The sequence below is a fragment of the Rhodoferax sp. GW822-FHT02A01 genome, from assembly GCF_038784515.1.
Classification (GTDB): Bacteria; Pseudomonadota; Gammaproteobacteria; order Burkholderiales; family Burkholderiaceae_C; genus Allorhodoferax.
On record NZ_CP152376.1, the window covers coordinates 70,505 to 82,220 of the forward strand.

Genomic DNA, 11,716 nt, shown 5'->3' on the forward strand with positions numbered 1-11,716 from the left:
CATGACCCGCCATTCGCTACTGATCCGAATCCTCGCCGCTTGCGCCACCGTCCTGACCGCCACCGGCATTGTGTGGGCACAAGGCGCTGAGACTGCCTTTGTGGAAAAAATGGTCACCCCGGAGCTGCTGACCGAACTGCGCAAGGGCGGCTACGTGCTCTACATGCGCCACGGCACCACCGACAACAGCCGTGCAGACCGCGCACCATCCGTCGACCTGAACGACTGCTCGACACAGCGTGTGCTCAACGATGAAGGGCGCAAGTTGTCCGCAGCCATCGGACAGGAACTGGTCAAGGCAAGGATTCCCGTTGGCGAGGTTTTCTTCAGCCCGCTCTGCCGTGCCCGTGAAAGCGCCGAGCTGGCCTTTCCCGCGATGAAAGGGAAAATGCACTCCGATCTGAATCTGGCCTATTCCGCCAACCTCACGGCCGAGGAAAAGAAACCGGTGCTGGCCGCCACACGCAAGCTCGTGTCCGCCCCTGTTGCGCCAGGCACCAACCGCGTACTGGTGGCGCATGCGCCCAACATGGCAGACCTGATGGGCTACTTCGTCAAACCCGAAGGCACGGTGGTCGTGCTCCGCCCCCTAGGGCAGGACCGGTTTGAATACCTCGGCAGCATACCGCCCACCTTGTGGGCAACCCTGCTCAAATGAGTCACACCAACCGCAGCCAGCTGCGGCGCATTCTCTTTCTGCTGTATTTCTTTGTGCCGGTGGCGGTGGCGCTGGGTTGCGGTGCGGCGTTTGACCGTTGGGCACAGTCCAGTCTGCGCGAGAAGCAAGAAGCACTCTCGGCAGAGTTTGACGCGGATGCGCGCACCGCGTCCGACGCGGCCGACATCAGCCGCAACCTGCTGCTGGTTCAACAACGCGTCATGTTGGCACTGAATGAGGCCGAGGAAGGCAAGATAGACGAAGCCCAAGCGTACAGGCTGCATAGCCAGATCGTCGAGCAGGTTGCAGTGCTGCAAAAGCGTCTTTCCGAGCTGGGAAGCGCCAGAGACCAAGTCCTGGTGCAGGCCAAACTGTCGCTGGCTCTGGCGTCTTTTCTGCAATTCCGGCAGTTCGTCCTGATGAGCACGGACATCATTTCCGTGGATCACAAGCAGGCGGCAAAGTACCTGGCAGACGCCAATCCGCATTACGCCGACTTCGCCCTGCAGATCGCAGACATTGCCTCCATCTACACCGACCACGCCATGAAGAGCGGTGCCGAGGGCCGCGCCCGCCTGGCTTATGAAGCAAAAAAACTCAGCGCGTTCAGCACATTAGCCACCATGGGGATGATCTTGCTGTGGTTGATGGCTTCGGTAACCCTGACGCGGCGCCTGGACCTGCTGCAGAACAGTCTGCAGAACCTGAGCGAGGGTCACACCGGACCTGCCGATGAGCAGGCTTTCAGTGCCATCGCAACGATGGCCAAACGCAGCGGCACATTGATCGGCGAAATGGCCAACGCGGTGCTGGCCTTCCGCCGAGTCCAGCAGGAACACCTGATCGCACAGGAAGAGCTGCGTGATCGGGAAGAGCTGTACTCCAATATCGTGAGCCAGGCCCCTATCGGCATAGGGGTGCTGGACCTGAAGACGCTGCATTTCTCCAGCTTCAACCGCGCCACCCATGAGGCACTGGGCTATACGGCCGAAGAGTTTGCAATGCTGACCATTTACGACCTGCAGGTCGACATGGATCGCGCCGGTGTGGACGAACGCGTGCTCCGCATCATGGACGGAACCGGCCAGACCTTCGAAAACCGGCGCCGCACCAAGTCCGGCCAGCTGCGCGATTTCTGGATCTCCATGCGCCCGCTGGTGCTGCGCAACGGCACCTTCCTGTCCGGGGTCTGGGTGGACATTACCGACCGCAAACGCAGCGAGCGTGAGCTTGCGCGCTACCGCGAAGAGCTGGAAACCATGGTGAAGGACCGCACTGCCGCACTGGAAAAGACGAGCCAGGCGCTGGAGCTGCAAACGCAGGAGCTGCAAAAAACCAACGAGGCACTGCGCGCTGCCAAGGAAGTGGCAGAAGAGGCCAACCGGGCCAAGAGCTCGTTCCTGGCCAATATGAGCCACGAAATCCGCACGCCCATGAACGCCATCATTGGTCTCACGCACCTGATACGCCGCGACACCACCAAGAACCGCCATATACAACAGCTCGACAAGATTTCTGGCGCGGCCATCCACCTGCTGGCCGTCATCAACGACATCCTGGACTTTTCCAAGATCGAAGCCGGCAAGATGACCCTGGACCCCACCAACTTCGAGCTGGAGCGCGTGGTGGCCAACATCTTCACCCTGACCCACGACAAGGCCGAAGAGAAGGGCCTGGAAGTGGTGGCCGACATCCGCAACGTGCCGGAAGTGCTGCATGGCGACGGCGTGCGCCTGGGGCAGATCCTGCTCAACTTTGTGGCCAATGCCATCAAGTTCACCCAGCGCGGCAGCGTGGTTCTGCACGGTGAAGTGGTGCGCCGCGAAGGCGATGTCGACCACGTGCGCTTCGAGGTGCGCGACACCGGCATCGGCCTGAGTCCGGAACAACAGTCCAGGCTGTTTGCAGCGTTTCAGCAGGCTGACGTGTCCACCACCCGCACCTACGGCGGTACCGGTCTGGGCCTGGCCATCTCGCGGCGCCTGGCCGACCTCATGGGTGGCAGCGTGGGCGTCAGCAGTGAGGTGGGCAGAGGCAGCACCTTCTGGCTGGAAGCCCCATTCGGCGTGTGCTCCGCCAAGCCGTCGCGCGCCGCGGGCGCCATGCCGCCGCGCACCCGGGTATTGGTCATCGATGACATGGAAGAGGCGCGCGAGCCTCTGGTGGACATGCTCACCAGCCTGGGGGCCCGGGCCGACGCGGTATCCAACGGGACCATGGCGCTGGAACGCGTCACCGAGGCCGATGCCAACGGTGACCCCTACCAGATGATTTTTACCGACTGGCAGATGCCGGGCCTCAATGGAACGCAGACCTGGCAACGTATCCGGCAGTTGCCGCTACGCCTCAAGCCGGTTTGCGTGCTGGTCAGCGGCAGCAGCGGCTGTCCGGACAACGTGCTGGATGACAACGAGTTCGCCGACTTCATCGCCAAGCCGGTGATGCCCGCGCGGCTGGCGGAGAGCATTGCCAAGACCTGGGGCCTGGCCCAGGTGGCCGACGACCATCCGAACCCGCCGGATACCGTGCCCCGCTTTTTGCCCGGCAAGAAGGTATTGCTGGTCGAAGACAACGCGCTCAACCAGGAAGTGGCCACCGAACTGCTGCTGGACATGGGTTTTGATGTGGACCTTGCCGAAGACGGCGTGATCGCCGTAGACAAGGCAGGCCGCAAGGCCTATGACCTGATCCTGATGGACATGCAGATGCCGCGCATGGACGGTCTGGAAGCCACCCGCCGGATCCGCAAGCTCAGCGGCCATGCCGACACGCCCATAGTCGCCATGACGGCCAACGCCTTTGCCGAAGACCGGGCAGCCTCCGTGGAGGCCGGCATGAATGACCACCTGTCCAAACCGGTGGACCCGGAGCTGCTGGCCCATGTGCTGGCCCTGTGGCTACCCGGTGCGGTGAGCCACATGGAGGAATCCCAATGGACCTCACAATGGCCCGAGCAGGTGGACGCCGATCCGGCACTGGGCCACTTGATGCGGCAGCTGGACTGCGTTCCGGGGCTCAGCCTCAGGCACGGGCTGCGCAGCTTCCGGGGCAATGCCGAGCATCTGGCGCGACTGTTGCAGCGTTTTGTCAATGACCATGGCAATGACCTGCAGCTCACCCGCCAGCAGCTGCAAGCCGGAGACAACGCAGCGGCGCAACGCACACTGCATACGCTCAAGGGCCTGGCAGGCACAGTCGGTCTGCTGGATTTGCAGGCCCTGGCTGCGGACGCGGAACGGCATGTGCGCCAGGGCGACTCCGACGAGCAGGTTGCCAATGCACTGCAACAGATGGCGCCGGCAATGGCTGCGTTGCAGGACGCGCTGCACGACTGGGAGCCGCACAGCCCTGCCGCCAATGCCAGCAGCCGCGAAGAGCTGCTGCAGCGTCTGCTCACCCTGCGTACCCTGCTTTCCACCGACGACCTGGACGCGGCCGACTACTACGCCGGTGTGCGGGATTCCATGGCGATGCACTTTCCCGGGCAGTGCCAGGCCCTGGGCAAGGCCATGGATGACTTTGCCTTCAACGACGCCCTGCAACTGCTGGAACCGCTGCTGGCGCAGGCCAGCGGGCCATCCTGAAGCCACCTTCGCGCAGCTCTGCCTGACCCCCGGACTAAAATCGGGGACTGTCTTTGAAAGTCTTCCCCCATGTCCCGCCAACTATTTGTCACCACTGCGCTGCCCTACGCCAACGGAAACTTCCATATCGGCCACATCATGGAATACATCCAGGCCGACATCTGGGTGCGTTTCCAGCGCATGCAGGGCCATGCGGTGAACTTTGTAGGTGCAGACGACACGCACGGCGCGCCCATCATGATCGCCGCCGAAAAGGTCGGCAAGACGCCGCAGCAGTTCGTAGCCGACATTGCCGCTGGCCGCAAGCAATATCTGGATGGCTTTCATATCAGCTTTGACAACTGGCACAGCACCGACGGCCCCGAGAACCACGAGCTAGCCCGTCAGATCTACCGCGACCTGCGCGACCGCGCGGACGGCTCGCTGATCGAGACCAAGACCATCGAACAGTTCTTCGACCCCGAGAAGAACATGTTCCTGCCAGACCGCTACATCAAGGGCGAATGCCCCAAGTGCCACGCCAAGGACCAGTACGGCGACAACTGCGAGGTCTGCGGCTCGGTCTATGCGCCCACCGACCTGATCAACCCCTACTCGGCGCTCTCCGGTGCCAAGCCGGAACTCAAAGCTTCGGAGCACTTCTTCTTCAAACTCTCCGACCCGCGCTGCGTGGCCTTCCTGGAACAGTGGACGCAAGACGGCAAGCTGCAGCCCGAGGTGGCCAACAAGATCAAGGAATGGTTCACCGTACGCACCAACCCGGATGGCTCCACCAGCGAAGGCCTGGGCGACTGGGACATCAGCCGCGATGCGCCCTACTTCGGCATCGAAATTCCGGATGCACCGGGCAAGTACTTCTACGTCTGGCTGGACGCGCCCGTGGGCTACCTGGCTTCGCTCAAGAACCTGCTGGACAAGCGCGGCGAGAGCTACGACGCCTATATGGCCAACCCGGCGCTGGAGCAGTACCACTTCATCGGCAAGGACATCGTCACCTTCCACACCCTGTTCTGGCCCGCCATGCTGCACTTCAGCGGCCGCAAGACGCCCGACAACGTGTTCGTGCACGGCTTCCTCACCGTCAACAACGGCGAAAAGATGAGCAAGAGCCGCGGCACCGGCCTGGACCCGCTCAAGTACCTCAGCCTGGGCATGAACCCCGAATGGCTACGCTACTACCTGGCGGCCAAACTGTCGGCCCGCAACGAGGACATCGACTTCAACGCCGATGACTTCATGGCGCGGGTCAACAGCGATTTGATTGGCAAGTACGTGAATATCGCCAGCCGCGCCGCCGGCTTCCTGACCAAGCGCTTTGAGGGCAAGCTGACCCACCAGTTCGGCGCACAAGGTGCTGCACTGGTCCATGAACTGCGTGGCGCTTCCGACAGCATCGCGCAGATGTACGAGGCCCGCGAGTACGGCAAGGCCACGCGCGAAATCATGCTGCTGGCCGACAAGGTCAACGCCTATGTGGACCAGAACAAGCCCTGGGACCTCGCCAAGGATGTGGCCAACAACGAGGCACTGCACCAGGTTTGCTCCGTGTTGATCAACAGCTTTGCGGTGCTGACGCGCTACCTGGCACCGGTGCTGCCGGGCCTGGCGCGGGCAGTGGAGCAATTCACCGGCAGCAGCATGGGAGAGTGGAATCTGGTGAAGCACGATGTGCAGGCCATCCAGCCCTACCAGCACCTGATGCAACGCGTAACCCCCGAGCAACTCGACGCTCTATTCGAACCGCCCCCCGCCCCCGTGGTGGAGAAGGTTGCGCCCGGTGGCGAGGAGATTGCCCCCACCATCAGCATCGACGACTTCGCCAAGATCGATCTGCGCATTGCCAAAATAGTGAACTGCGAAGCCGTGGAGGGCTCCACCAAGCTGCTGCGCCTCACGCTGGACGTGGGCGAGACCGACGACGCGGGCCAACCCCGCACCCGCAACGTGTTCAGCGGCATCGCCAGCATGTACAAACCGGAGCAGCTCGTCGGCCTGTACACCGTGCTGGTGGCCAACCTGGCGCCGCGCAAGATGAAGTTCGGCATCTCCGAAGGCATGGTGCTGGCTGCCAGCCATGCCGACGAGAAGGAAGACCCCGGCATCTACATCCTGACCCCCCGACCCGGTGCCATGCCGGGCATGCGGATCCACTAAGCGCGCCACGCCATGATCCCCCTGCTGCGCGGCTGGACTTCGGTACAGCGCACCGCCCAAAACAACATGCGGCTGGGGGTGACTTTGTGTTTTGTGGCGGGTGCCACCAATGCCGGAGGCTTTCTGGCGGTGGGCCAGTACACCTCGCACATGAGCGGCATCGTGTCCTCGGTGGCCGACAACCTGGTGCTCGGGCAGGTGGGCTTGGCTCTGGCAGGTCTGGCAGCCGTGCTGGCATTCATTTCTGGTGCCATGACCACCGCCTGGATGGTGAACTGGGCGCTGCGCCGCAACCTGCAAAGCGCCTATGGCAGGCCGCTGCTGCTCGAAGCCCTGCTGCTGCTGGTGTTTGGCCTGTTTGGTGCCGGCATCAACGTCTGGGCCGGCTTTTTTGCGCCGCTCACCGTGCTGCTGCTGTGCTTCATCATGGGCCTGCAGAACGCCGTCATCACCAAGATTTCGCATGCGGAGATCCGCACCACGCATATGACCGGTCTGATCACCGACATGGGCATCGAACTGGGCAAGCTGTTCTACGTCAACCGTCTCACGCGGGACAACAAGGTAGTAGCCAACCGGCAGCGGCTGGCCATCCACTTCAAGCTGGTAGGCAGTTTCTTCGTCGGTGCGCTGACTGGGGCCGTCGGCTTCAAGACCGTGGGCTACGTGGCCACCGTTCCCCTGTCCATTTTGCTGTTGCTGCTGGTCATGCGCCCCGTACTGGACGATGCCAGAAACTGGATTGACCCGCACTAAGCACCATGTCAAACATTGCATCAAGCAAGAAGGCCCTGCGCTTTTTCCACCCCCGGTTGCTGGATTGCCTGCAGGGCTACAACCGGCACCGGTTGACCAAGGACATTGGCGCGGGTCTCACGGTGGGTGTAGTGGCTCTGCCGCTGGCCATGGCCTTTGCAATTGCCAGCGGGCTCAAGCCGGAGGCGGGTCTGTTCACAGCCATCATTGCGGGCTTTCTGGTTTCGTTGCTGGGTGGTAGCAAGGTGCAGATCGGTGGGCCGGCGGGCGCTTTCATCGTCATCGTCTACGGCATCGTGGAGCGCTACGGGCTGGCCAACCTGGTCATTGCCACCGCCATGTCCGGGGTGATGCTGTTTGCCATGGGCGTGTTCAAGATGGGCACCTTGGTGCGCTTCATCCCGGTGTCAGTCATCATCGGCTTTACCAACGGCATTGCGGTGCTGATTGCGCTCTCGCAGGTCAAGGACTTTCTGGGTCTGCGCATCGCCAAGCTGCCGGGCGAATTCTTTGGCATGGCATCCACATTGGTCCATGCGCTGCCCAGTTTCAACCTGCCGGCCACCTGTGTGGCACTGGCGTCCCTGGCGTTGATTGTCTGCTGGCGCTTTTTGGTGCCCGCATGGGTCAAAGACCCGGTCTGGAACGAGCGCGTGCAGCTGATTCCGGGCTCGGTGCTGGCGCTGGTGCTGACTACCGCATTCGTTTCCATCACGCATCTCCCGGTCGAGACCATAGGCAGCAAGTTCGGTGGCATTCCTTCGAGCCTGCCGGCATTGGCTTGGCCGGACTTCTCCTGGGACACCGTACGCTTTCTGTTCATACCCGCCACCACGCTGGCCATGCTGGGCGCCATCGAGTCGCTGCTGTGCGCGCGGGTGGCTGACGGCATGATTGACGACCGCCACAACCCCAACCAGGAGCTGATGGCGCAAGGCATTGCCAACTTCATCACGCCCTTTTTTGGTGGCATGCCGGCCACCGGAACCATTGCGCGCACCGTCACCAACGTGAAGGGCGGCGCCACCTCCCCCATCGCGGGTGTGGTGCATGCATTTACCTTGCTACTGGTCATGCTGGTGGCCGCACCGCTGGCGCAGAACATCCCGCTGGCGGCCATGGCGGCCATCCTGATGTTCGTGGCCTGGAACATGGGCGAGTGGCGCGAGTTCTTGCATCTGCGCCAGTTCCGCCTGCCCTATCGCGTCACGCTGCTGGCGGTGTTTTTCCTGACCGTGGTGTTCGACCTGACCGTGGCCGTGGAAGTGGGCCTGGTGGCAGCCTGCATCACCTTCATCTACCGCATCTCCAGCCTGTCGCGCTCGGAAGAGCTGACCGCTGCCGACTACCCGGATCTGGCTGGGCTGCAAGGACAGGTTTCGGCCTACCGGCTGTATGGCGCCCTGTTTTTTGGCGCAGTGAAGATCATTGAGGAGATTCAGGACACGCTGCCTGCGCGCACCATCGTCCTGGACCTCAAGAATGTCATCTATGTGGATTCCAGCGGTGCCGATACGCTCAATGATCTGGCCCGCGCCTGCCACAAGAACCGTGTGCGTCTGGTCATCTGCGGCCTGATGCATCAGCCGCTGGACATTGCCCGGCGCAGCGGCTTTGTGGCCGCCGTGGGGCCGCAACACATCTACCCGGACGTGGCCACTGCCATGCGGGCAAGTTTCGGTCTGGCCCATCTGGATGCGCCCCACACGCCCGCCACCACGTAAAATAGCGCAAAGAGGTTCCACCATGTCGATTTTCCGCCGCCCCGATTACCGTTCCGATACCACCCAGTTCCTGAATCAGCTCAAGACCGCCCGCCCGGCGCTGGAAGAAGAGCAACGCAAGGGCCGCTCCCTGCTGTGGGACAAAGCCATTGACCGTTTGGCCCTCTTGGGCTTTCGCAAGGCGAAAGTGGCGCAAAAGCCCTACGTCTACCAGACGGACAACACCTAAGCTGTGTCCGATACGCCCGAGGTCGTAGACCAGGTTGCGCTGGCACGCCTCTACGGCGAGCCACTGTTTGCGCTGCCGCAGGACCTCTACATCCCGCCCGATGCGCTGGAAGTGTTCCTGGAGGCCTTTGAAGGCCCGCTGGACTTGCTGCTCTACCTGATCCGCAAGCAGAACTTCAACATCCTCGACATTCCCATGCTCAGCGTGACCAAGCAGTACCTGGTCTACGTGGAGCAGATCCGCAAGCGCAATCTGGAACTGGCCGCCGAGTACCTGCTGATGGCGGCCATGCTCATCGAGATCAAGTCGCGCATGCTGCTGCCGCCCAAGAAGGTGGCCGAAGGAGAAGAGGCCGAAGATCCGCGTGCCGAACTGGTACGCCGGTTGCTCGAATACGAGCAGATGAAGCTGGCCGCAGCACGCCTGAACGCCATCCCCCAATTCGGCCGCGACTTCCTCAAGGCCAGCATCTTCATCGAGCAAAGCCTGCAGCCGCGCTTTCCGGAGGTGCATTTAGTGGACTTGCAGGAAGCCTGGCGCGACATCCTCAAGCGTGCCAAGCTGGTGCAGCACCACAAGATCAGCCGTGCGGAACTGTCGGTGCGTGAGCACATGAGCATCGTGCTCAAGAAGCTGCAAGGCCGCCGTTTTGTCGGTTTTGAAGACCTTTTCGATCCCGAACTGGGCACTCCGGTATTGGTGGTAACCTTCATCGCCATGCTGGAGCTGGCCAAGGAAACTTTGATTGAAATCACCCAGGCCGAGGCCTTTGCGCCGATTTATGTGCGCCTAGCCTACTCGCCCACCTGATCCAGGCCCTCCGCAAGAGCGGTTAGTATTCGGGCCAATTTCGCTGTCTTCTTGGAGATGCCATGACTGAAGCCCCTGCTGGCAACGCCGCTTTACATGCCACGCCCTACGGCACGTTTGCCCCGGCGTCGCCCATGCCGAGCCGCCGCCCCATGAGCCTGCCACGCCTGCAGGAAATGCGCACCCGCGGCGAAAAGATCTGCATGCTCACCGCCTACGACGCCACCTTTGCCGCAGTGGCCGATGCAGCTGGCGTGGAAACCATACTGATCGGTGATTCCCTGGGAATGGTCTGCCAGGGCCTGGCCAGCACCGTCGGCGTGAGTCTGGAGACCATGCGCTACCACACCGAGAGTGTGACCCGCGGCCTGTACCGTGCCCAGGCCACTGCCTGGGTGATTGCCGACCTGCCCTATGGCAGCTACCACGAGTCGCGCGAACAGGCCATCCGTAGCGCTTCCGTGCTGATGCAGGCGGGCGCCCATATGGTCAAACTCGAAGGCGGCGGCTGGACCACCGACACCGTGCACTTCCTGGTGGAGCGCGGCATACCAGTGTGCGCCCACCTGGGCCTGACACCCCAGACCGTGCATGCGCTGGGTGGCTACCGTGTGCAGGGCAAGACCGAAGCCGGTGCCGTACAGCTCAAAAAACATGCGCATGAACTGCAGGATGCCGGCGCAGCCATGCTGGTGCTGGAAATGGTGCCGCACCAGATTGCCACCGAGCTGACCCAGGAACTGTTGCACTGCGCCACCATCGGCATCGGTGCGGGCAATGGCACCGCTGGACAAGTGCTGGTGTTGCACGACATGCTGGGCATGAACCTGGGCAAGATGCCCAAGTTCGTGCGCAACTTCATGCAGGACGCCGGCAGCGTGCGCGGCGCCATGGAGGCCTATGTTGCCGCCGTGAAAAATGGCAGCTTCCCCGACAACGCAGTTCATGCCTGGTAATCCATGAAGCTTATACACACCATTTCTGACCTGCACTCCTTGCTGGGCGCCTACCGCCATCCTGCCGTAGTGCCCACCATGGGCAATCTGCATGCGGGTCACATTGCGTTGGTACAGGCTGCCAAATCGCTGGGGGACGTTACCGTCGCCACGGTGTTCGTGAACCGCTTGCAGTTCGGCCCCAACGAAGACTTCGACACCTATCCGCGCACGCTGGAGCAGGACTGCGCCAAGCTCGAGGAAGTGGGTTGCGACATCGTGTTTGCCCCCGCTGAAAAAGAGCTGTACCCCCAGCCCCAGACCTTTCTGGTGCAACCGCCGCCCGCGCTGGCCAACATCCTGGAAGGCGAGTTTCGCCCCGGCTTCTTCACCGGTGTGGCCACCGTGGTGATGAAGTTGCTCAGCGCCACGCAGGCACGCACAGCCGTGTTCGGCAAGAAGGACTACCAGCAGCTGATGGTGATCCGCCAGATGGTGCAGCAGTTCGCCATGCCGGTGGACATCGTGGGCCTGGACACGCGCCGCGCCGACGATGGCCTGGCCATGTCATCCCGCAACGGTTACCTGAGCTCCTCCGAACGCCAGGCCGCGGTATTGCTGTCGCAAACCCTGAAGACCTTTGCCGATGCATTGCGCAGCGGACGCACGGACTATGCCGCGTTGGAGGCGCAAGCTATGCAAACGCTGACAGATGCGGGCTGGAAGCCGGACTATGTGACGGCACGCCGTCGCACCGACTTGCAGGCACCACACAACGGCGACGCCTTGGTGGTGCTGGCCGCTGCGCGACTGGGCACGACAAGACTGATCGACAACCTGGAAGTTTGATACGGCTTGCCCTGCAT

The 11,716-nt window shown here is 62.3% G+C and carries 9 protein-coding genes; all 9 read left to right on the top strand.

The genetic code is table 11. The annotated features are described in order from the left end of the window. Position 1 precedes the first annotated feature (1 nt). The 9 genes from AAGF34_RS00310 to panC all read left to right on the top strand — a co-directional run bounded on the left by AAGF34_RS00310 (position 2) and on the right by panC (position 11,699). Positions 2 to 658 carry a histidine phosphatase family protein gene (locus tag AAGF34_RS00310; RefSeq protein ID WP_342618648.1) on the top strand — a complete coding sequence of 219 codons (657 nt, stop codon included), beginning with the start codon at positions 2 to 4 and terminating at the stop codon, positions 656 to 658. After that, on the top strand, positions 655 to 4,242 hold the full coding sequence (locus AAGF34_RS00315; RefSeq protein WP_342618649.1) for a response regulator: 3,588 nt from the start codon (positions 655 to 657) through the stop codon (positions 4,240 to 4,242). Before AAGF34_RS00310 ends, AAGF34_RS00315 begins: the two co-directional genes overlap by 4 nt. A 69-nt stretch (positions 4,243 to 4,311) precedes the next feature. Next, on the top strand, positions 4,312 to 6,396 hold the full coding sequence (metG, locus tag AAGF34_RS00320) for a methionine--tRNA ligase (RefSeq protein WP_342618650.1): 2,085 nt from the start codon (positions 4,312 to 4,314) through the stop codon (positions 6,394 to 6,396). A gap of 12 nt (positions 6,397 to 6,408) precedes the next feature. Beyond that, the gene (locus AAGF34_RS00325; RefSeq protein ID WP_342618651.1) at positions 6,409 to 7,152 is read left to right on the top strand and encodes a YoaK family protein; all 744 of its coding nucleotides are present in this window, start codon (positions 6,409 to 6,411) and stop codon (positions 7,150 to 7,152) included. A gap of 5 nt (positions 7,153 to 7,157) precedes the next feature. Beyond that, positions 7,158 to 8,876: a SulP family inorganic anion transporter gene (locus AAGF34_RS00330; protein WP_342618652.1), complete on the top strand. Its 1,719-nt coding sequence runs from the start codon at positions 7,158 to 7,160 to the stop codon at positions 8,874 to 8,876. Positions 8,877 to 8,898: 22 nt separating this feature from the next. Continuing rightward, positions 8,899 to 9,105: a DUF3460 family protein gene (locus AAGF34_RS00335; protein ID WP_342618653.1), complete on the top strand. Its 207-nt coding sequence runs from the start codon at positions 8,899 to 8,901 to the stop codon at positions 9,103 to 9,105. A 3-nt stretch (positions 9,106 to 9,108) separates the two neighbouring features. Continuing rightward, positions 9,109 to 9,915, top strand: a complete 807-nt coding sequence (locus AAGF34_RS00340; RefSeq protein ID WP_342618654.1) for a ScpA family protein — start codon at positions 9,109 to 9,111, stop codon at positions 9,913 to 9,915. A gap of 62 nt (positions 9,916 to 9,977) precedes the next feature. After that, positions 9,978 to 10,871 carry a 3-methyl-2-oxobutanoate hydroxymethyltransferase gene (panB, locus tag AAGF34_RS00345; RefSeq protein ID WP_342618655.1) on the top strand — a complete coding sequence of 298 codons (894 nt, stop codon included), beginning with the start codon at positions 9,978 to 9,980 and terminating at the stop codon, positions 10,869 to 10,871. A 3-nt stretch (positions 10,872 to 10,874) separates the two neighbouring features. Then, on the top strand, positions 10,875 to 11,699 hold the full coding sequence (gene panC / locus AAGF34_RS00350) for a pantoate--beta-alanine ligase (protein ID WP_342618656.1): 825 nt from the start codon (positions 10,875 to 10,877) through the stop codon (positions 11,697 to 11,699). The last annotated feature ends 17 nt before the right edge of the window (positions 11,700 to 11,716 follow it).